The organism is Pseudomonas sp. MM213 (genome assembly GCF_020423045.1).
Classification (GTDB): domain Bacteria; phylum Pseudomonadota; class Gammaproteobacteria; order Pseudomonadales; family Pseudomonadaceae; genus Aquipseudomonas; species Aquipseudomonas migulae.
In genome coordinates, this window is the sequence record NZ_CP081943.1 from 193,943 (window position 1) to 214,495 (window position 20,553).

The following is a 20,553-nucleotide window of genomic DNA, read 5'->3' on the forward strand; positions in this document are numbered from 1 at the left end:
GTGGCACGACTCTACGGCGACAGTCGAATTCACAGGCAGTGCGTCCGCTAATTCCCTCATTTTTCTATCTCTCGGATCGAACAAGCTGCCTCCCTAAGGCTTGACGTAATAGACTTTTAAATCCATTATGGAAAAATTAATCCATAGCGTGATCAGACAAATCAAAGGTGAAGCCCATAGTAGGTTTCTGCGTGAAGGAGAACTGAATACTCATACCCATCGACCAGCTTTGAACCGATAACAGAAATGATCAGCCACTAGAAATTTTCTGGAGATTTACAATGGATAAAAATTCTAAAAAACGAACATCTGTATTCTCAAAAGGTTTGTTGCTCACAAGTTTAGTGTGGGTAACGGCTTGTAATGCCGCGCCTTTCTCAAGTGCCCATGAAGTAGATGACGTTATGGGTTTCCTCATGAGGGAGCAGCGTATCCCTGGGGCGGCAATTACAATTCTTAAAGATGGCAAGCCACTTTATACTTCCGCTTATGGATTTAGTAATCTGGAGAGCAAAACGCCTGCAACGACGGCGACTGTCTTCCAGTCTGGTTCGGTCGGAAAGATGTTTACTTCCTCCGTCATCATGCTGTTGGTACAAGACGGAAAGCTTCAGCTTGACGATCCTATTGCACCTTATTTTCCTGAAGCCAAAGGTATGTGGGACGGAATAACTATTCGCCAAGTCATGCAACAGCGTTCTGGCATACCCGACTATGAGCAATTCAATAGTATCGATATAAAACAAGACTACACAGACGAGCAACTCATTGGCCTTCTCGCGTCCAAGAAACTGGATTTCTCTCCGGGGACTCAGTATCGCTACAGCAACTCAGGCTATGTCGCGCTGGGAATGTTGATCAAGCGTGCAAGCGGGAGATTCTACGGCGATCTTCTGCGGGAAAGGCTGTTCAGTCAGTGCGATATGCAAACGGCGCAGGTCAACGTGTTGAAAACCGTTATCCCGAATCGGGCAGCCGGTTACGTTTCCAATAACGGACAGTTGGAAAATCCGGGGCCCGTCTCGCAGAGCCTGGCTCAAACCGCCGATGGAAGCCTGCTGCTGACGATCAATGACCTGGCTGCCTGGGACGCATGCTTGTCCAAAAATAAACCGTTGTCTAAAGAGTCAATCGACGCCGAGTGGGAAGTGCCTTTGATGGCCGACGGGACTCCACCCATTACCGGTTATGGATTTGGTTGGCGCAACAATATTGTGAACGGACATCGGCTTATCGATCATGGTGGGTCGTTTCAGGGATTTCATGCGCACTATGCCAGGTTTGACAATGGCCTTTCCATTGGCTTTTTGGCAAACCTTGAGACTGCTCGTAGCAATTATATAGTTAAGCGTATCGCTGGTGTTATTGATCCAGGCCTATTGCCTCTTGAAAAAGAAATTGAAGGTTCAGCGGCTACCACTGAAAAAACCAAAACGGCAATAGTTGCCTTGATGGGTGGCAAAAACGATCCTTTACTGAGTTCCGATATACGCAAGGTGTTTGATGAAAAACACGTAACAGAAATAGAGGCGTCATTTAACAAAGTCACCAATGACACTCAGTTGGTGCAAGTCGGAGAAGAAAAAATTGACGCTGTCACTCACCGTACTTACAAAGCCAGCTCTGGAAAAGTAAATTACATAGATGTTGCAGTGTTGGAAAACAAGATCGTAGGATTGAAATTTTCCTCTGAGTAGTTGGTGATTTTACAGAGGACCGCATCAAGTCCGATGACTTGATGCGGTGGCTCACTTCTAGATCCGAAACTGGCTAATCAAACGACCTAAGCGATTACCTAACTCACTGAGACTTCTGGAAGTTATTGCACCATCTTTGGCGTCCCCGGCGACCACATCAGCCGCCAGGGAGATGTGAGTCATACTACGGTTTACTTCCTCGGCCACAGCGGTCTGCTCTTCGGATGCGCTGGCGATCTGAGCGTTCATGTCGTTAATTGTATAAATCAGTTGGCTGATGGCATCCAGCGACAATCCCGCCTGGTTTGCCAGTTCCCCTGTTGTTCGGCCTGTTTCGCTGGAGCGGCCCATCGTGATCATGGCATCTTGGGTACCTTTTTGAAGCAGGCTGATCATCCCATGGATTTCCTGGGTGCTCTTTTGCGTACGGCTGGCCAAGGCTCGAACTTCGTCGGCGACCACTGCAAAACCACGACCCGCATCGCCGGCCCGTGCTGCTTCAATGGCGGCGTTCAAAGCCAATAGATTGGTTTGCTCCGCAATAGAGCGAATGACGTCAACTACACCGGCAATCAACTGCACGTCCTTGTTCAAGCTGTCCAAAGACGAGCTACTTTGTCCTATTTCCTCGATCAACGAATGAATGCTTTCGATGCTTTTGTTGACGACATCTCTTGCCTGCCCACCTACATCGCTGGTTTCTCGTGCTGCTTGCGAAGCACCTTGGGCACTGACGGAAACCTGATGCGCAGCCGTGGACATTTCATGAATGGCTGTCGCCACTTGATCAGTCTCTTGGCGCTGACGATCCATGGCCTGCTCTGAGCGCTGTGCCTGGGCCGACATATCTTCGACCAGTGCCGTCAGTTGCCCGGTCATCTCCACGATTTGACGCACAAGGTTATGAATTTTTTCCACAAACAAGTTGAACGAGTGAGCCAAATCGCCCAGCTCATCGTTGCTCGAAACTGGCAGGCGGTGTGTCAGGTCGCCATCTCCAGCGGCGATGTCGTCCAGGTTCTTCTTGATGGCCAGTAAAGGTTTCACAATGCTGTTTCCTAGCCAAATGCCAATCAGCGCCACAAGGAGCAGCACGCAAACGGCGAGGAAAAGGATGTACGCGGTGTACTGACCGATGCGCTCATAGCGCTCACTGGCGATGGCCTGTACCTGAACTTCAAGATCATCCAGATTCACTTGCGTGCCCACGATCAAGTCCCACTTCTCCAGATAAACGGTGTAACCGAGCTTGGGCGTAGGTTTCGGGCTGACGGGGGTTTGCCAGTCGTACCGGAAAAAATGTGTCCCCGTCTTGGCCGCTTCAACCAGCCCTCGAATCACATACACGCCGTTGGTATCTTTGCTATCAATAAAGCTCTTGCCGATATCGGTGTTCAGGTTGGCGGAGAACACTCGAACAGACGAAGAGTCATAGCCGTAAAAATAGTTTTGTTTAGCGAAACTCAGCGTTCGCAGAATCTTCACAGCCTGATCCCGAGCGTCGGAATCCCCATTTTTGGAAGCGTCGTATATGGGCTGAATCGACGCTTGGGCAATTTCCATATAGTGCTTCAGTGAAGTTTTTCGCTCATTGATCAAGAGGTCGCGCGTCTGCTCAACCTCCTCGGATGCCAGCTTTTGCAAAACCCAAAAAGTAATGCCGCTGATCACTGCAGCCAGCAAAAGGCCAGGGATGATCGTCAGAAGGATGACTTTGCTACGAAGACTTAGCGTCACGATGAGTTTCGCCTCACTCAAGAGATTTTATTTTTATCCACCCATTTTTATCTCGGCCAAGGCTGGCTCGACGACGCATAAAAGGAGGGAAGCTTTTAGGTTGGAGCGGTTGAGCCTGGAGCGATTTAAGGCCTTCTTTTTTTAAAAATGCTGTTAATGATCGAACGATCAATAGTAGTCTACGCTCAGCTTAAACGGCTTGTCGATGGCCGGTGAGGACGATGGCTGAGTCACCCTCAAGCCAGGTGCTGATATTGGAGATGAGCAGGCGCGATGCAGAAAGGTGGGTGCCGGCAATGAGGTATCTCGCTCAATTGCGCGCCATTGATTCAAGAGGGGGACGTTGACTACGCCGCGCATCTTTTGCGCAGGACGCAACGTGACGTTGCGTCCTGCCCATATTCTCTCGAGGGGGAGTGCCGCCTATTTTGTTGACCTGACAAACAGTAAAGCGAGTGACCTTTCATTGGAAAGTCACCGCTGTCGAACTTCAGGAGTCTATGGCATGGGCGTTTCTACAAGTGGTACAGCAACGACGATACAAAAAGCTTCAATGACCAGAGGGCTGGTGCTTCTGTTTGCATTTTGTTGCGGTGCCATCGTGGCCAACATCTATTACGCACAACCGATCATCAGCTTGATTGCCCCGGATATCGGTATGTCGAGTGGCCACGCGAGTCTTATTGTTTCGCTGACTCAGATTGGTTATGCACTCGGATTGTTTTTCCTGGTGCCCTTGGCGGACCTGGTCGAAAACCGCCGACTGATGATAGCGACGATCGTGATTACGATCTTCAGTCTGGTCGCCGCTGGTTTAGCCCGGCAGCCGAGCGTATTTCTTGTCGTATCGGCACTCATCGGTTTCAGCTCGGTCTCCGTGCAAATGCTTATTCCATTGGCCGCGCATCTGGCTCCGGAAGAGTCTCGCGGCCGAGTGGTTGGCGGGATCATGGGAGGCTTGCTGCTGGGGATTTTGCTTGCGCGGCCGCTGTCGAGCCTGATTGCTGATCATTTGGGCTGGCGGGCAGTGTTTATCGGGGCTGCTGCCTTGATGCTCATCATCTCCATAGTGATCGGCATGACCATGCCCAAATGGCAGCCAGCCCATCGTGCGTCGTATGGTCAACTGCTGATGTCCCTTGGACAATTGTTTTGCCGCGAACCCGTATTACGTCAGCGAGCGCTTTATCAAGGGCTGATGTTTGCATCGTTCAGTTTGTTCTGGACCGCCGTACCGCTGGTGTTGAGTCGTGAGTTCGGCCTCACGCAAAGTCAGATTGCGATGTTTTCTCTGGTCGGCGCCATCGGTGCAGTCGCTGCACCTATCAGTGGTCGACTCGCTGATGCAGGGCACACTCGACGAGCCTCACAGTTGGCCATGGTGCTGGGCGTGGTGAGTTTCCTTCCAGCCTTCATTAATCCCTTTTACGGTGTGATTGGTTTGGCTGTCACCGGTGTTGCTCTGGACTTTGCTGTGCAGATGAACATGGTACTTGGCCAACGAGCCGTCTACGCCTTGGGCACCGCCAACAGAGGCCGCCTGAATGCGTTGTACATGATCAGTATCTTCGTTGGCGGTGCAATCGGTTCCTCGGTGACCAGTTCGCTTTATGAACATGCCAGCTGGTTGGCGATTGCAGCGGTGGGAAGCGCCTTGTCGCTGGTCGCTCTGATCGCCTTCTCGATTGTTTCTCATCGAGCCGGGCAGGTTCACTGAGTCGATCGGTCGCTGGAACGCGCAATGCCCAAGATGAGAACGGGGATAGTCGAGGAGTGTCATGGACAAGTTGCTCGCATTGAAAATGTTCGTCCAGGCTGTGGATTCGAAGGGCTTTTCTTCCGCCGCTCGACAGTTGGGCCTGGCGACGTCTTCCGTGACCCGGATGATCGACGGGCTTGAGGCTGAGCTGGGCGCTGTCCTGCTTAACCGTTCCACGCGGCAAATCTCATTGTCAGATGCCGGGGCCGCCTACTACTTGAAAGCGCGGGAGGTGTTGAACGCTGTAGCCGAAGCGGATGCTTCGGTCACTGACCGTGGGGAAGTCCCCGCAGGGCATCTTCGTATTTCCGTACCCGTGGCGCTGGGACGTCGTCTGATTGCGCCGCATATCGCCGCGCTTTTGAAGCGTTACCCGCAACTCGTGTTGGACATGACGCTTTCTGACGACATTGTTGAGTTGTTGGGTGAGCGCGTCGATCTATCGATCCGGTTGGGCTCCGCAGCCGCAATGGACGGTGTAGTCAGTCGTCCTGTCGGTCATTTCAGCCGTAGGGTGGTTGCCAGTTCCGAGTACCTGAATGTGCATGGTTTCCCCGAACATCCTATGGACCTCATGCAACACGAATGCATGCGCTTTAGTTATGGCCAAAAGCAACAGGTTTGGAGTTTCTTAAAGTCCGGTGAGAAGACTCGAGTCCCTATTGAAGGCCGCTTTAAAAGCAACAATGCGGAGGTTTTGCGCGAGGTCGCGCTGGCGGGCGGAGGGGTGGCCCTTTTACCTGATTGGCTCGTCAACGATGATATTGGTAGCGGTCACCTGACGTCATTGTTCGAGTCTTTTGTTGTCAATCCGAACGACGCGAGTTCGGTTATCTCTGCGCTGTATCTCCCCAATCATCGCGGCTCCAGGCGCGTCAATGCATTTATCGATTTCATCAGCGAGTTGCTCGGGCCTGAGGGCTTGCCAGTGAGCTGATCTCGTTACCGTTGCTTAATTTTAAGCGTTGGATTTCTACGTAATGGACCACTTTCGCTGTGTAGATACAGCAGATCCGGGAGGCTTGAATGAGCGCCGCAACATTGCATTACGTGTACGACCCGTTCTGTGGCTGGTGCTATGGAGCGGCACCAATGATCACGGCGGCCACCACGATTCCTGGCCTGGAAATTCAGGCTCATGGTGTAGGCATGTTATCGGGAGACAAAAGCAAGTTTGTGTCGGGTGAATGGCGCGATTTTGTTCGTCCTCACGAAGCTCGGATTACCGCGTTCAGCAAACAAACCTTCGCAGACGCTTACGTCCAGGGCGTACTCGACCATGAAAACGTTTACCTGGACTCTTCACCGCCCATTGCAGCCATGATGACGGCTCAACAGCTGTCAGGACGCGGCATTGAAATGCTCAAGCGTTTGCAAGTCGCGTACTACCAGGAGGGACGGGCCATAGCTGAGCGAGGGGTGATTGCCGACATTGCCGGCGAGCTTGGCTTTGAATCAGATAGGTTTATGGCGGCTTTTGATTCGGTCACCGCAGACTCATTGCAGGATCATCTTGAGCGCAGCAACGGGATGCTGGAAGCCCTGAATGCGCGTGGCTTTCCAGCATTTGCGCTGGAAATCGATGGCGAGATGGAAGTGTTGGCCATGGGGCATTATTTAAGTCGACCCACATTGTTCAAGACGGATATTGAAAGCCGCCTGGCCAAATAGGTGTGGTTCATAGCCAGCACATTCTTTTGTTTTGTATGATGCCTGAATGAAGCTCTAGTGAGGCGTTATGCAAGACTCAAAAAATGTGGACGAGAACGAGCCAGGCAAGTCAAAGGACTCCGCAAGCCTCGTCAAATCGACGACTCGACGCCTTTCGCCAGAGGTCAGGGAAAAGCAGATTGTGCAGAAAGCCATCGAGCATTTTGCGACGTGCGGATTCTCGGGGAGCACCCGTGAGCTGGCGCGACAACTTGATGTTACCCAGCCTTTACTCTATCGATATTTCCCTAGCAAAGAGGCGCTGATAGATCGCGTGTACGACGAGGTGTACCAGTGGGATACCTCGTGGGAAGCGATGATCAAGGATCGCTCGGAACCCCTTCAGTCTCGTCTGGTTCGTTTCTATACCTCATACGCAGGGGTGATTCTGCGGCGGGAATGGATTCGTATCTTCGTTTTCGCCGGGCTGACACGTGAAGGTATCAACGATCGGTATCTCGCCAAATTGCGTGAGCGAGTCTTCATTCCTGTCATCGCAGAGATTCGCCATGCTCATGGATTGGCACCCTCCTCAGGCGAAACGATCAATGACAAAGAGCTGGAATTGATCTGGAGTTTGCATGCCAGCATTTTCTATATCGGCGTGCGCAAATGGATTTACGATCTTCCAGTAACTGAGGACATTGATGCGCTGATCGAGCAGATGGTCGATGCATTCCTTAACGGCAGTCCCCACGTATTGCAACAAGTCGATAACGACCTCGGCGAGAAGCCTGGCTTGAATTGACCGGCTTCAATTTGAGTTGGTTTTTCTGCTTTACCCGCCCGCTGATCTTTTGCTTTGCCTCTCTTTTTTGTCGACCACTCATCACCTGTTTCAGTCTTCAGCTGATCAGGTGGTAGGGGGCGTACGCATGTCATTTTGCCCTGAAAAGCCCTTTCCCAACGCTTGAAACCCGCTTCCCCTTTGCGTCGCCATGACGTGGTCCAGGCCAGTCCTCAAAAATTTGACCCATCGGCTATTTACTTCAATTTCGTCAGGACGTATTGTTTATCGAGTGATAAATAAATACAAAAAACGTTGGAGGCACCATGCAAGTCCTGAAGCTCGCTCATTACTCGATCCGGTCGTTCGACCTGGAGAAGTCCAGCCGATTTTATGAAAGGGTGCTCGGTTTTACCCCTGGCTATCGACCGCCGTTCGATTTTCCTGGCGTTTGGTTGTACATGGGAGGAGATGAGGAGGACTTTGGCACGGTCCACATTATCGGGATTGACCCTTCCAACCCCGAAGGTCTGAAGAACTACCTCGGCGATAAAGAAATCCCGCTGACAGGCACTGGAACCGTTGACCACATTGCCTTTCTGGTAACTGGCCTGGTTGCATTCTGGAGCGTCTTCAAGGCCGAAGGCATTGCCTGGCGTGATCGCACCGTTCCGAGCCTCGGCCTGCATCAGGTTTTCATCGAAGATCCGTCAGGTGTCACCATCGAGCTCAATTTTCCAGCCTCCGAGATTGAAGCGGTTGGTTCTTACGCCTCCCATGTAGCTGACACTGTGGGAGAGCGGCCATGATCAATACGTTGAATAAATCCCGCGCTATTGTCGTGGGCGGTTCGCTGGGTGGCCTGTTTGCAGCAAATATGCTGTTACGCAAAGGTTGGGATGTTGAGGTTTTCGAACGTGTTCCGGATGAACTCGCTGGACGAGGCGCCGGGATCGTTACACACCCTGAATTGTTCGAGGCGATGGCCGCTGCGGGAATTCCCCTCGATGCATCTGTCGGTATCAATGTGCTTTCGCGTGTCACGTTGGCCCAGGATGGCGATGTGGTACTTGAAAACGCGCTCCCTCAGACGTTGACCGCGTGGGGGAAAATGTACCAGGTTCTTCGCGCCGCATTTCCGGACTCGCTGTACCGCTGCGGTGGTAGCGTCATCTCGGTTGAAAGCACTGACACGCATGCCAGCGTCACGTTGGCCGATGGCACAACTCATCAAGCGGACGTCATTATTGCCGCTGATGGATTTCGGTCGACAATCCGCCAGCATTTTTTACCTGACGTACACCTGCAATACGCTGGATATATCGCATGGCGTGGGTTAGTCGATGAAAGTGCTCTATCGGACTCTGCCCACGCAGCGCTATTCGATAAATTCGCTTTTTGTTTGCCGCCACACGAGCAGATCCTGGGGTATCCAGTTGCCGGGCACTCCAACAGCACTCTTGTAGGCGAACGCCGTTATAACTTCGTGTGGTACCGCACCAGTGACGACGACGATTTGCGCGATTTGTTGAGGGACGAAAGCGGGAAACAATTTGAAGGTGGAATTCCTCCGGCGCTGATACGCCGTGATGTGCTCGACACTATGTACCAGTCCGCCGAGACATTACTTGCCCCGCAGTTCGCCGAAGTTGTAAAGAAAGCCGCGCAACCGTTATTCCAGCCCATTTACGACCTGGAAGTACCGAAGATGAATTTCGGGCGTGTCGCTTTGCTCGGCGACGCGGCATTTGTGGCGCGTCCCCATTGCGGAATGGGTGTTACCAAGGCCGCCGGTGATGCGTTGGCAATCGTCGAAGCACTTGAGCGACATGCATCCGTCGAAGAGGCACTGGCGGACTATAGCGAGCAACGCTGTCGTTTCGGGGCGTCGATTGTTCAGCATGCCAGGCATTTGGGTGCGTATATGCAGGCGCAACTGAAAAGCGAGGAAGAGCGCGAAATGGCTGAGTTGTACCGAACCCCGGAAGCCGTAATGCGCGAGACAGCGGTGCCCGTGAAGTTTTAATACAGCGAAAAGCCCTTTGCAGGAGACAACCATGGAACATGCATATCCGCAAGACGGTGGCTCGGCCCTGTCCGCTGAACAGGTTGATAACGCTATTCAAAACCCGATTCTCGAAAATCCGGAGTTTCGTGCTTTGGTAAAACAGCGACGGATATTTTCGTGGAGTATGACTGCCCTGATGCTGGCAGTTTATTTCGGATTTATTCTTTCTCTAGCCTTTATACCGGCCCGTTTGGGTACACCTATCATCGAAGGGCAACCGATGACATGGGGCGTGCCAATTGGCTTTGGAATGCTCGCCTTCACGATTCTTCTCGTTGCTGTCTACGTATGGCGAACTAATACCTGCTACGACCCTAAAATAAAAACAATCATCAGGAGCTTCAACAAATGAAGCGTCTACTTATTGCAGTCTCAGCCATCCTGGCTTCGGTAGCGGTATACGCTGCCGACGCTCCGGGCACAGTCCACAAACATAACCCCATTGCCATCGGCATGTTTCTAGCGTTTGTTATTTTTACTCTGTTTGTCACACGATGGGCCGCACGCAAAAACAATAGTGTTGCCGATCACTATGCCGCAGGCGGAAAAATTACCGGCTTCCAAAATGGTTGGGCCATCGCCGGAGACTATATGTCCGCGGCGTCTTTGCTGGGTATCTCCGCGTTGGTGTTTACCAGCGGTTTTGATGGACTGATCTACTCAATCGGTTTCCTTGCAAGCTGGCCGATCATTCTGTTCCTGATTGCCGAACCATTACGCAATCTAGGTCGCTACACGCTGGCGGACGTACTGTCCTATCGCCTGAAACAACGCCCCATAAGAGCGTTTGCGGCGTCCAGTTCGATCGTGATCGTTCTGCTTTATCTGGTTTCTCAGCTGGTAGGCGCTGGAAAGCTGGTGGAATTGCTGTTCGGTTTCGATTACACCGCAGCTGTGCTGCTCGTCGGTACGCTAATGGTCATCTATGTTTTCTTTGGCGGGATGCTGGCAACCACCTGGATTCAGATCATCAAGGCAGTCTTATTGCTGACTGGCTGTGTCTTCATGGCTTTCATGGTCTTGTCCGAATTCGGATTCAGCCTGAACCAGCTGTTCACTCAAGCTACCCAAGTGCATCCATCCCATGTAGCAATCATGAGTCCAGGAGGGCTGATTACTGACCCTGTGTCTGCGATTTCCCTGGGGCTGGCATTAGTCTTCGGTACGGCAGGTCTTCCACATATTCTCATGCGGTTCTTCACCGTCGGTAACGTCAAGGCTGCGCGCCAAAGTATTCTTTATGCCACCGGTCTTGTCGGCATAGGGTACGCACTGATCGTCATCATCGGTTTCGGCACCATCGCCCTGGTTGCCAGCAATCCTGCCTATCATGATGCGTCAGGTGGAATATTGGGTGGCGTTAATATGGTTGCGATTCACCTCGCACATAACGTCGGCGGCAATGTCTTCCTCGGGTTTATGTGTGCGGTATCGTTCTCGACAATATTGGCAGTAGTGGCAGGGTTGACCCTTGCGGGCTCGTCTGCCGTTTCTCATGATCTTTATGCACATGCCTTGCGCCGTGGTACCGCAAGCGACCGTGAAGAAATGCGCGTCTCTCGTGTTACAACCATCGTGCTGGGTGTGTTGTCGATTCTGCTGGCGATTGCTTTCGAGAAACAGAACATCGCATTTATTGTGAGCTTAACGTTCTCCATCGCCGCAAGTTCCAATTTTCCAGTGCTGTTGTTGTCGATTTACTGGAAGGGTTTAACGACGCGTGGCGCCGTGATTGGCGGATCGTTGGGGCTGGTGTCTGCAATTACCCTGTGCATTCTCAGTCCTACTGTTTGGGTCAAGATTCTCCATCATCAGCAAGCCTGGTTCCCGTATGAATACCCGGCCCTGTTCTCAATGGCTGTCGCATTTATCGGTATTTTCTGGTTCTCCATTACTGATCGTTCCGCCAGCGCCGTAGTTGAACGCAGTCGATTCGAAAATCAGTTGGTCGATACGGAGCTGGGTACGCCGGCAACATGGAAGGCGCAACTTAAAGCTGATTAAGCCAGGTGATGGCTGTCTGCATTAAATAACTACAAGTTTCTGCATGAAAGTGTAGCTCCTGCAACGCTGGTCGCGAGAAGTTTATTTTTAATAAGCGAACTATGGTTTGGCTGTGTGCTTCTCGCGCACCATAAGCTGTCGGAATACCTACGTCTGGAAAGTCGCTTAATAGTTCATACAAAAATAACAATTTAAACTTGGGTGAAAATAAATGAAGTGTACTTTAGCTGTGGCGGCAGCCATATGTGTATTGGCGCAGCAAGCCCATGCGGCTGGTTTTGTCGATGATAGTAAGGCTGCGATTAAACTGCGTAATTTCTATATCAATAGCGATTACCGAGACTCGGCAACACCCGCTCAGAAAGCAGCCAACCAGAGTTATCAAGCGGAGTGGGGGCAAGCCTTTCAACTCGAGTTCATCTCGGGTTATACCCCGGGGCCTGTAGGTTTTGGTGTTGATGCGTTGGGCATGCTGGGCGTCAGGCTGGATTCAAGCGCCGGTAAACATGGCAATCCGACGGGCACGAACTACGGTGGCGTGGTATTTCCAAGTGACGGCGACCATGCGGTTGACGATTTCTCCAACTTGGGGCTGACCGGGAAAATGAAAATATCCAAGACCGAACTGAAGCTTGGAACTCTGGTCCCAAAACTGCCGGTGATCTTCAGCAATGACGGGCGTTTGTTGCCTCAAACCTGGCAAGGAACCCAGGTTTCTTCGGCCGACATCAAAGACCTGACCTTGATCGGTGGGCAAATTGAAGAGGTGAAGGGGCGCAACTCCAGCAACAATGAAAATATGTCCATTGCAGGCGCCAATAATGCAGTCACTGGCCGCTTCAGTAATAAATTCATTTACGCCGGTGGCGATTACAAGCTGACTAAAGATCTAACCTTGCAGTACTACTACGGCAATCTCAAAGATTTTTATAAGCAGAATTTTCTTGGCCTGATTCACAACTGGGCAATCGGACCTGGTGTGCTGACCAGTGATGTTCGATACTTTAATAGCAAGGATGATGGTGCAAACGGCCATGATCCTGCGTATTTTACGACGGGCTACTACGGCGGTAACACGCTGAAAGGAAAAGTCGATAACGATTTGTACAGTGGGTTGTTTACCTACGCGGTTGCGGGTCACACTTTCGGAGCAGGCTATGAGGTCAGTGATGGGAAAAGTGACTTCCCTTATTTGAACCAGGGGGACGGCCCCACCACCTACACCATCACGGAAATGCAGGTTCAGAAGTTTGTTCGTGCTGGCGAGAAGTCGTGGCAAGCCCGTTACTATTTTGACTTCGCAAAACTGGGTCTGCCTGGTGCGACGGCAGGTGTTGTGTATGTTAAAGGTAATGATATCAATACTGTCGCATCTAGCAATTCCAGCGAATGGGAACGTGATATTACGCTCGCCTATGTCGTGCAATCAGGTCCTTTCAAAGGCTTGGGTGTCATGTGGAAAAATGCAATGGTGCGGAATAATATCCCGAACGCCCGCCAACAAGACGAGAATCGCGTGATTATAAATTACCAATTGGCATTGTTTTGATTTTTAAACGCAGGCGATAGTTTGTAGCGGAAACTATGCGGTGAGTCAGTGCTGTTGTGACTGGCCGCTGTAACTGACAGGCAGCGCTTTAACAGGTGTTGCATGTACATGTCGTTCTCTTCCAACGGCATGTTTTTAAGTAGAGTAACGTTTCCCTTAGTTGGGGTAGGGCGGTGCAAGTGATCCTTCACCGCCCTTTTTTATTCTGAACAGGGGGCGTTCATGATCCCAGAGCATCCTGCCAACCACGTCGCGCCAACGGCAGATCCAGCAAGCGCTTGCCGATGGCATCACTGATGGCGTTGCCCAGCGCCGCGGCCATGGGGCCCTGGACGATTTCCGCCGCGCCGAGGAATGGCTGGCCGGGCTGATCAATCATGTGCACCTCGACCTGTTTCGGCAACTCGGGAAAACGCATGATCGGATAGCCGCTCCAGTCGAAGCTATGCATGCCGCTGGCGTCATAGAGGATTCGTTCATAGAGCGTCCAGCTGGCGGACTGAACGATGCCACCCTGGACCTGATTGAGTAGCCCATCGGGGCTGACTATTTGCCCCACATCGACGGCGGCCACCACCCGATCAATCGTCACTTGCCCGGTCTGCCGTTGCACATGCAGCTGCACGGCGATGGCGCAGTAACCCATGATGTTTTTATAGCGAGCGAAGGCGAAGCCGATTCCGCTGCCGGGGCCAGTTGCCTTTTGCGGCCAACCGAAGCTGCTGGCCACACGTTCCACCACTGCCCGTGCTCGTGGATCGCTCAAGTGATTGAGGCGAAATTGCACCGGGTCCACGGCGGCCTGCGCTGCCAGTTCATCGACAGTGCTCTCGATGGCGAACACGTTGATATGGGCGCCGAGCGAACGCATGGCCGAGGTCCTGAACGGCATGGTCAGAACGAAGTTCAGATCGACCTGCAGGTTGGGTATCTCGTACAACGGAACCGAGTTACGGTCGCCGTCACCTTCGGGCTGGGCAATAGGGATCGAAGGGGCTGGGGTGAAGGGCCTGGCCAACAGCCACGCCGGTAACAAGCGCCCGGCATTGACGATACGTTCGTTGTGCGGCGTGCTCCAGAGTTCGTATTTCCAGTCCCGAAGGCGCCCGCCGTCGTCCAGTCCTGCTTCCACTTCGGCAAGCATCGCCGAGCTGTAGGGCTCCCAAATATTTTCCTGCTCGCGCATCCATTGCACCCGTATTGGCTTGCCGGGTATGGCCATGGCGATCAGCGCGGCATCGGCTGCGGCGTCATCCGCGCCGTTGTGGCCGTAGCAACCGGAGCCTTCGGCGTGGATGCAACGCACCTGTGCCACCGGCAGGCCGACCATCTCGGCGATGCCCATGCGCAGAGGGTAGACGCCTTGAGTGTGGGTCCAGACGGTCAGTGTTCCGTCCCTGAACCAGGCTACTGAACAAGACGGCCCGATGGAGCCGTGCATGAGGTATTGCTTGGTCACCCGTGCCTTGTAGGCCCGTGGCGCAGGTTGCGCGAGGTTGCCCTTGGCGCTCACCGGGTAGCGTCGCGATGGCAACTCGGTGAGGAGTTGATGGATATGTGTTGAGTCGGGCAGCGGATTACCTTCTGTCCAGCGGGCAGAGGCGTAGCCTTCGCGCATCGCTTTGACTGCCAGCCATTCATCAGTGGCGACCACGGCGAGGTAACTGCCGTTGCGGACCAGTTTCACCACTCCGGGGAGTTTTTTGAGGGCCGCCTCGTCGATGTCCTGCAGCTGACTGCCGCGCCGGGGTGGGCGTATCACACGGGCATGCAGCATGTCGGGCAGACGCATGTCTTGCACATAAGCCGCACCGCCGCTGACCTTGGCTGGAATGTCCAGTCGAGGCAATGATGTGCCGATCAGGGTGAAGCTGCTGGCTGGCTTGAAGGGCGAGCTGGCCGATGCGAAGCGATGCAGTTGAACCCCGACAACCGCTTGCACGTAGGTCATGCTGCGACCTTGCGCACCGTAGATCACGGCGTCCCGCGTGCTCAGGCTGTCGACTTTCTGCTGCCATTGCCGTGCCGCAGATTCGAGTAATAGCTGACGCACCTGGGCCGCGGCGTTGAAAAGCGCAGTGCCGCTGTCGACGATTGTATGGCTGCCGGCGGTATAGCCTTCATTGGGTGTCAGCGCGGTGTCGGCGGTGAGAAAACGGATGAGCCCGGGCGACACTTCCAGGCGCTCGGCGGCGATCTGCAGGAGCGCCGTTTTGACGCCGGTACCCAGCTCCACTTTGCCGGTGTAGACGGTGATGCCATCTTTCGCGTCAATGCGGATCCAGGCGTCCAGATAGGGAGTGGCACGCAGGCTGCCCGGCAGGTCAGGTGCCAGGATTTGCGTGCCCAAGGTGTCCACTTCGGTGTCGGCGAAGGCGCGCGGAATGCCCGGAAGCATCGCGAAACCCATCACCAACGCACCATTGATCACGAACGCACGGCGGCTCAGATTGACGTTTTGCGTCGAGGTTTTCATACCTTGGCCCCCTGCGCGATGACCGACTTGATAGCGGCGAGGATCCGCACATGGGTGCCGCAGCGACACAGGTTGGGTGCCATGTGGCGACGGATCGTTTCATCATCCGGATGAGGATTGGCCTCCAACAAAGCCTGTGCCCGTACGATCATCCCCGCGATGCAATAACCGCACTGCGCCGCCTGTTCGTCGATAAAGGCCTTCTGCAACGGCCCCGGTTGGTCGGCGCTGCCCAGGCTCTCCACGGTGCGCACAGATTTTCCCGCCAGCGCGCCGCACGGTGTCAGGCATGAAAACACCGGTTTGTCGTCTACTAAAACCGTGCAAGCGCCGCACTGCCCGAGGCCGCAGCCGTACTTGGCACCATTGAGTCCCACCTGGTTGCGCAAGGCATAAAGCAGCGGCATGTCTTGCGCAATGTCCAGTACATGAGTCTTGCCGTTGATGTCGAGTGTGATCACGGTTGCTGCTCCTGAGCCCGAATGCTTTTGATAGTTTTCTCCAGGTCCGTCCAGGGTCTGCTCGCGCAGCTTTCGGTGCGCAGATACTCGGCAATGGCGGCCAGATGGCTATCGTCGAGGTTGTGTGCGAAGGCCGGCATGTAGTGGCTGGGAGCGGCACTGGACATCGGGATGCCTTGCAGGATGGTTTGGATTAAATTGCGTGGTGAGTCCGCCGTTACTGCCGAAGTGCTTGCCAGAGCGGGCCTCGATTCAATGGCGCGCATCGGGGCGGCGGTGCCGTGGCAGCTCGCGCAGGCACCTTCGAATAACGAGGCGCCCAGAAGCGCCTTGGCGCTGGGCTTGGCCTCAGAGGTACAGGGCGGCAACGTTGCATCCGGTGAGGTTTTCTTGAGGTCAAGAATGTACTGCGCGATGGCATGGGCATCTTCCTCCGGCATCTGCGCGATGCTCAGGCTGACCGGCAACATCGGGCCCGCTGCTGCGCCGTGTCCTTCGGCGACCTCGCCGGTCAGGTAGGCGACCAGTTGGGCTTCATTCCAGGGATGTTGCGCCGAGGCCATTGCGCGCAGGGCAGGGGCCGTCCAGCCGTCGACGATACCGCCGTTGAACAGCTCGCTGCTTTTCTCCCCGCCAATCAAATTCAGGGGCGAATGGCAGGATGAACAGTGTCCCGCGCCCTCGACCAGATAGCGTCCACGGTTCCATTGCGCTGTTTGCCCGGGAAGTGGTTCCAGTGGATCCCCATGCAGGAACAGCAGGTTCCAGAAAGACACCAGCGGACGGAAATTCATGGGAAAGACCATATGGTTTTCCGGTGCGGTGTAGTTGACCGGGTCCACGCTCATCAGGAAGGCATAGGCATCCGCAATATCTGCATCGCTCATCTTTCGGTAATGCACGTAGGGGAACGCCGGATAGAGAAAATGGCCGTCGCGCGCGATGCCTTCACGCATGGCCCGTTCAAAGGCGTCCAGCGACCACTGGCCGATACCGGTTTCCCGGTCTGGGGTTATGTTGGTGGTGAAGAGTGTTCCGAAGGGCGTTACCAGCGGCAATCCTCCCGCCATGTAAGCGCCGCCAGGTCGTGTGTGGCAGACCGCACAATCGCCCGCTTCGACGACGCGTCGGCCTCTGACCAGGGTCTCGCGATCTGCATTTCCGGGCGGGCTGACAGTGGCGATTTCCGGTCTCCACATCATCCAGAATGCAAACCCTATCCCCACGATGCCGATTGCCAGAACGGCACCGATGATCGTATTGCGCTTCATCGCCTTACCTCTCGAGCTCAGTTAACGACAGATTTTTCAATCCGCCGCGTGCGATTGGCGTACGGCGACTTTCTGTGGCGTGAGCTTAGAGAGGGCGGTTGTGATGGAGTACCCCATCAAGGCGCAACGCTACATTGCGCCCAGCGCAACGACGTCAGAATTAACAACCGTTAACTCGCGCCACTTGCGCGCTTGTCCAAAGATGGATCCTCAAGGAATGTACCGATGGCATTGAAGGAGTTTCATGGACAAGCTGCTCGCACTGAAAATGTTCATCCAGTCGGTAGATTCCAAGGGCTTTTCGGCGGCCGCCAGACAACTCAATCTGGCGACTTCTTCAGTGACCAGAATGATCGACAGGCTTGAGGGTGACCTCGGTACCGTGCTGCTTAATCGCTCTACCCGGCAAGTCACGTTGACGGATGCCGGGAGTGCTTATTACTTGAAAGGCCGGGATATTCTGAATGCCATGGCGGAGGCTGACGAGTCGGTTTCGGATCGTGGTGAAGTGCCCGCAGGGCAGCTGCGTATTTCGGTCCCCGTGGCGTTTGGACACCGCCTCATCGCCCCTCATATCTCCACGCTTTTAGAGCGTTACCCAATGCTCATGCTGGATATGACGTTATCTGACGACATCGTCGATCTGCTCGGCGAAAGCATCGATCTATCGATCCGGATGGGGTCGCCGGCGGCGATGGAAGCTGTGGTCAGTCGCCGCATCGGCAGCTTTCGACGCCGGGTGGTCGCCAGTGCCGAGTACCTGAATGCTCGCGGACTTCCTGACCAACCCATGGACCTCATGCGATACGAGTGCATGTGCTTCAACTACGGTGCACCGCAGCAGGTCTGGACATTTACAGGCAAGGGACAAGCGATTCGTGTGCCCGTCGACGGGCAGTTCAAGAGCAACAATGCCGAGGTTTTGCGTGACGTGGTACTGGCCGGTAGCGGGGTGGCGCTTTTGCCCGATTGGCTGGTCAATGATGATATCGACAGTGGTCGATTGACGTCCTTGTTCGACGCTTTTGTCGTCAATCCGGACAGCGCAAGTTCGGCGATCTCGGCCCTGTACCTGCCCAACCACCGCGGCTCGAAACGTATCAATACGTTCATTGATTTCCTCACCGAGTTACTCGGATCGGAGTGTCAGCTCGTGGGCTGATCGCCCCACCTTTGCGTTTTGCGAAACGCAACGTTGTGCAGAAGGTGGATTCTCTGACGGGGACCGGCCGCCTACCGTGGGGGTGTGAAAACATTCAACCACGGAGACTGCCATGAGTTTGCACTCATCCAAGATTCAGGTGACTTACGACTTCATCTGCCCATGGTGCTGGATCGGTGAAGAAAATCTCGAACGCGCGCTTGCCGCTTCGGATTATTCAGCTGACGGCCACATTACGTTCCTGCCTTATCAGTTGAACCCGGACATGCCTGTTCAGGGCATGGATCGTAAAGCCTACCGCTCTGGCAAGTTCGGCAGCTGGGCGCGTAGCCAGGCCATGGACGCACAGGTGACCCACGCCGGCAAGGCTGTCGGTCTGGAGTTCGATTACGAACGAGTCAAAAAAACCCCCAACACCTTGGCAGGGCATCGGCTGGTATGGCGAGAACAACTGGCGGGTAGAGACGCGTCCCTCCTGATCAAGGCCATTTTCAAGGCGTACTTCAGCGAGGGGCGGGATATCGGCGACCTCAATGTGCTGGCCGACATCGCTGCCGAAACGGGGCTGGACCGGGGGGCAGTTGTCGACTTTCTCAACACCGAGGAAGGCACCGCTGAAGTCCTGAAGCTGGAGGCCATAACCAAGGCCTCCGGTGTGCGCTCGGTACCGAGTATTCAGATCGCAGACGACGTCATCAGTGGTGCTCAGCCCATCGAAGTAATGATCCAGATACTAAGACGAAGCCAGGCGGCTTAAGCCATTTTTTCAATCCCTATTCATTCAGGAAATCATCATGACTCATCACTTGTTCAGCCCGATCAAACTCGGCCTGCTCACCCTTGATCATCGCGTCGCCATGGCCCCTTTGACTCGCTCCCGTGCGGGCCAGCCTGGCAACGTACCGACCTCAATGAACGTCGAGTACTACCGTCAGCGTGCCAGTGCCGCGTTGATCATCACCGAGGCTACGCAGATTTCGCAGCAGGGGCAGGGTTACGCCTGGACGCCCGGCATCCATAGCGACGAGCAGATTCAGGGCTGGAAAGCTGTCAGCGAAGCCGTGCATGCAGAAGGCGGGCGCATCTTCCTGCAGCTCTGGCATGTGGGGCGGGTGTCGCACCCGGTATTTCAACCTGACGGCGGCCTGCCGGTGGCACCGACCGCGCAGCCGGTCCCAGGCAAGACGTTCATCCTGAATGAAAAGGGCGAGGGGGTCTGGGGTGATGTACCGGTTCCTCAGGAGCTGGACATTCCAGGCATTGAATCGATCGTCGCCGACTTCCGCAAGGCCGCTCGCAATGCACTTCTTGCCGGTATGGACGGTGTGGAGATTCACGCAGGCAATGGTTATCTGCTTGACCAATTTATCAACAGCGCCAGCAACCAGCGTAGCGATCGCTACGGTGGAAGTATCGAAAACCGCGCGCGGCTATTGCTCGAAGTCGTGCAAGCCGTGACCGAAGAAATAGGCGCCGAACGTGTTGCTGTGCGCCTGACACCGATGGGGCGTTTCATGGGCATGGGCGATGACACCCCGGAACAGACCTTTGGCTACATTGCATCCCGGCTCAATCACTGGAATCTCGCTTACCTGCACCTGGTAGAACCGATGATGGTCGGCACGGTGCTCGACGAAAGCAACGATCCCCGCTGGGACGCCATCATCAAGCAGCTGCGTACTGACTTCCATGGCGTTCTGATGCTGGCGGGTGGGTACTCCGGCGAAACGGCCGAACAGGCTATCGCGCAGGGGCGTGCCGACCTCATCGCTTTTGGTCGCCCGTTCATTGCCAACCCCGACTTGCCAGCGCGTTTGCGTGGCCGTACCGAACTCAACCCGGCGGACGGCAACAGCTTTTTTGGCGGCGACGCCAAGGGGTACATCGACTATCCGGTGTTGGCATAACGCAACGTCAAATCCAGAGGCTGTG

Annotated in this window: 17 protein-coding genes; 13 read left to right on the top strand and 4 right to left on the bottom strand. The window is 54.4% G+C overall.

The window, feature by feature from the left end; genetic code table 11:
- The first annotated feature begins 281 nt into the window (after window positions 1-281).
- Entirely contained in the window at window positions 282-1,697 is a 1,416-nt protein-coding gene (locus K5R88_RS01070) for a serine hydrolase domain-containing protein (RefSeq protein ID WP_223451187.1), read from the top strand.
- Window positions 1,698-1,754: 57 nt separating this feature from the next.
- Here the strand turns inward: K5R88_RS01070 and K5R88_RS01075 are convergent, their stop codons facing one another.
- Entirely contained in the window at window positions 1,755-3,434 is a 1,680-nt protein-coding gene (locus K5R88_RS01075) for a methyl-accepting chemotaxis protein (RefSeq protein WP_226300299.1), read from the bottom strand.
- A gap of 505 nt (window positions 3,435-3,939) precedes the next feature.
- Here K5R88_RS01075 and K5R88_RS01080 point away from each other — a divergent pair.
- The 9 genes from K5R88_RS01080 (at window position 3,940) to K5R88_RS01120 (ending at window position 13,251) form a co-directional block, all read left to right on the top strand.
- Entirely contained in the window at window positions 3,940-5,151 is a 1,212-nt protein-coding gene (locus K5R88_RS01080) for an MFS transporter (RefSeq protein WP_226298996.1), read from the top strand.
- A gap of 61 nt (window positions 5,152-5,212) precedes the next feature.
- Complete coding sequence (locus K5R88_RS01085) at window positions 5,213-6,130, top strand: LysR family transcriptional regulator (protein WP_223451191.1); 918 nt, start codon at window positions 5,213-5,215, stop codon at window positions 6,128-6,130.
- 89 nt (window positions 6,131-6,219) lie between these two features.
- Entirely contained in the window at window positions 6,220-6,864 is a 645-nt protein-coding gene (locus K5R88_RS01090; RefSeq protein WP_223451199.1) for a DsbA family protein, read from the top strand.
- Between the two features lie 67 nt (window positions 6,865-6,931).
- The gene (locus K5R88_RS01095) at window positions 6,932-7,651 is read left to right on the top strand and encodes a TetR/AcrR family transcriptional regulator (protein ID WP_223480153.1); all 720 of its coding nucleotides are present in this window, start codon (window positions 6,932-6,934) and stop codon (window positions 7,649-7,651) included.
- Between the two features lie 305 nt (window positions 7,652-7,956).
- Window positions 7,957-8,439 (top strand): VOC family protein, encoded by a 483-nt coding sequence (locus K5R88_RS01100; protein WP_226298997.1) that lies wholly within the window; start codon window positions 7,957-7,959, stop codon window positions 8,437-8,439.
- On the top strand, window positions 8,436-9,656 hold the full coding sequence (locus K5R88_RS01105; RefSeq protein WP_226298998.1) for an FAD binding domain-containing protein: 1,221 nt from the start codon (window positions 8,436-8,438) through the stop codon (window positions 9,654-9,656). Before K5R88_RS01100 ends, K5R88_RS01105 begins: the two co-directional genes overlap by 4 nt.
- Window positions 9,657-9,687: 31 nt before the next feature.
- A complete protein-coding gene (locus K5R88_RS01110) occupies window positions 9,688-10,050 on the top strand; it encodes a DUF485 domain-containing protein (RefSeq protein ID WP_008037511.1) in 363 nt (120 codons plus the stop codon).
- Complete coding sequence (locus K5R88_RS01115; protein ID WP_192226406.1) at window positions 10,047-11,702, top strand: cation acetate symporter; 1,656 nt, start codon at window positions 10,047-10,049, stop codon at window positions 11,700-11,702. The genes K5R88_RS01110 and K5R88_RS01115 overlap by 4 nt, the downstream gene beginning before the upstream one ends.
- Before the next feature lie 211 nt (window positions 11,703-11,913).
- Window positions 11,914-13,251, top strand: coding sequence for an OprD family porin (locus K5R88_RS01120; protein WP_226298999.1), 1,338 nt, complete (start codon window positions 11,914-11,916; stop codon window positions 13,249-13,251).
- 220 nt (window positions 13,252-13,471) lie between these two features.
- Here the strand turns inward: K5R88_RS01120 and K5R88_RS01125 are convergent, their stop codons facing one another.
- From K5R88_RS01125 to K5R88_RS01135, 3 genes are read right to left on the bottom strand one after another with little or no spacing between them, the layout of a single operon-like run.
- Entirely contained in the window at window positions 13,472-15,727 is a 2,256-nt protein-coding gene (locus K5R88_RS01125) for a xanthine dehydrogenase family protein molybdopterin-binding subunit (protein ID WP_226299000.1), read from the bottom strand.
- Window positions 15,724-16,134, bottom strand: coding sequence for a (2Fe-2S)-binding protein (locus K5R88_RS01130; RefSeq protein WP_230427590.1), 411 nt, complete (start codon window positions 16,132-16,134; stop codon window positions 15,724-15,726). Before K5R88_RS01130 ends, K5R88_RS01125 begins: the two co-directional genes overlap by 4 nt.
- A 50-nt stretch (window positions 16,135-16,184) precedes the next feature.
- Window positions 16,185-17,459 (bottom strand): c-type cytochrome, encoded by a 1,275-nt coding sequence (locus K5R88_RS01135; protein ID WP_226299001.1) that lies wholly within the window; start codon window positions 17,457-17,459, stop codon window positions 16,185-16,187.
- Between the two features lie 244 nt (window positions 17,460-17,703).
- Here K5R88_RS01135 and K5R88_RS01140 point away from each other — a divergent pair, with 244 nt between their 5' ends.
- From K5R88_RS01140 to K5R88_RS01150, 3 genes are all read left to right on the top strand, one after another.
- On the top strand, window positions 17,704-18,621 hold the full coding sequence (locus K5R88_RS01140) for a LysR family transcriptional regulator (protein ID WP_223451207.1): 918 nt from the start codon (window positions 17,704-17,706) through the stop codon (window positions 18,619-18,621).
- Between the two features lie 112 nt (window positions 18,622-18,733).
- Window positions 18,734-19,378 (top strand): DsbA family oxidoreductase, encoded by a 645-nt coding sequence (locus tag K5R88_RS01145; protein ID WP_226299002.1) that lies wholly within the window; start codon window positions 18,734-18,736, stop codon window positions 19,376-19,378.
- A gap of 37 nt (window positions 19,379-19,415) precedes the next feature.
- Complete coding sequence (locus tag K5R88_RS01150; protein WP_226299003.1) at window positions 19,416-20,528, top strand: alkene reductase; 1,113 nt, start codon at window positions 19,416-19,418, stop codon at window positions 20,526-20,528.
- Window positions 20,529-20,553: the final 25 nt, after the last annotated feature.

Bases quoted from the DNA above. Each gene is read 5' to 3' on its own strand.
- K5R88_RS01135 (WP_226299001.1), bottom strand. From the start codon at position 17,459: ATGAAGCGCAATACGATCATCGGTGCCGTTCTGGCAATCGGCATCGTG.
- K5R88_RS01120 (WP_226298999.1), top strand. From the start codon at position 11,914: ATGAAGTGTACTTTAGCTGTGGCGGCAGCCATATGTGTATTGGCGCAG.
- K5R88_RS01110 (WP_008037511.1), top strand. From the start codon at position 9,688: ATGGAACATGCATATCCGCAAGACGGTGGCTCGGCCCTGTCCGCTGAA.
- K5R88_RS01105 (WP_226298998.1), top strand. From the start codon at position 8,436: ATGATCAATACGTTGAATAAATCCCGCGCTATTGTCGTGGGCGGTTCG.
- K5R88_RS01140 (WP_223451207.1), top strand. From the start codon at position 17,704: ATGGACAAGCTGCTCGCACTGAAAATGTTCATCCAGTCGGTAGATTCC.
- K5R88_RS01095 (WP_223480153.1), top strand. From the start codon at position 6,932: ATGCAAGACTCAAAAAATGTGGACGAGAACGAGCCAGGCAAGTCAAAG.
- K5R88_RS01070 (WP_223451187.1), top strand. From the start codon at position 282: ATGGATAAAAATTCTAAAAAACGAACATCTGTATTCTCAAAAGGTTTG.
- K5R88_RS01090 (WP_223451199.1), top strand. From the start codon at position 6,220: ATGAGCGCCGCAACATTGCATTACGTGTACGACCCGTTCTGTGGCTGG.
- K5R88_RS01115 (WP_192226406.1), top strand. From the start codon at position 10,047: ATGAAGCGTCTACTTATTGCAGTCTCAGCCATCCTGGCTTCGGTAGCG.
- K5R88_RS01085 (WP_223451191.1), top strand. From the start codon at position 5,213: ATGGACAAGTTGCTCGCATTGAAAATGTTCGTCCAGGCTGTGGATTCG.
- K5R88_RS01125 (WP_226299000.1), bottom strand. From the start codon at position 15,727: ATGAAAACCTCGACGCAAAACGTCAATCTGAGCCGCCGTGCGTTCGTG.
- K5R88_RS01100 (WP_226298997.1), top strand. From the start codon at position 7,957: ATGCAAGTCCTGAAGCTCGCTCATTACTCGATCCGGTCGTTCGACCTG.
- K5R88_RS01145 (WP_226299002.1), top strand. From the start codon at position 18,734: ATGAGTTTGCACTCATCCAAGATTCAGGTGACTTACGACTTCATCTGC.
- K5R88_RS01130 (WP_230427590.1), bottom strand. From the start codon at position 16,134: ATGCCGCTGCTTTATGCCTTGCGCAACCAGGTGGGACTCAATGGTGCC.
- K5R88_RS01150 (WP_226299003.1), top strand. From the start codon at position 19,416: ATGACTCATCACTTGTTCAGCCCGATCAAACTCGGCCTGCTCACCCTT.
- K5R88_RS01080 (WP_226298996.1), top strand. From the start codon at position 3,940: ATGGGCGTTTCTACAAGTGGTACAGCAACGACGATACAAAAAGCTTCA.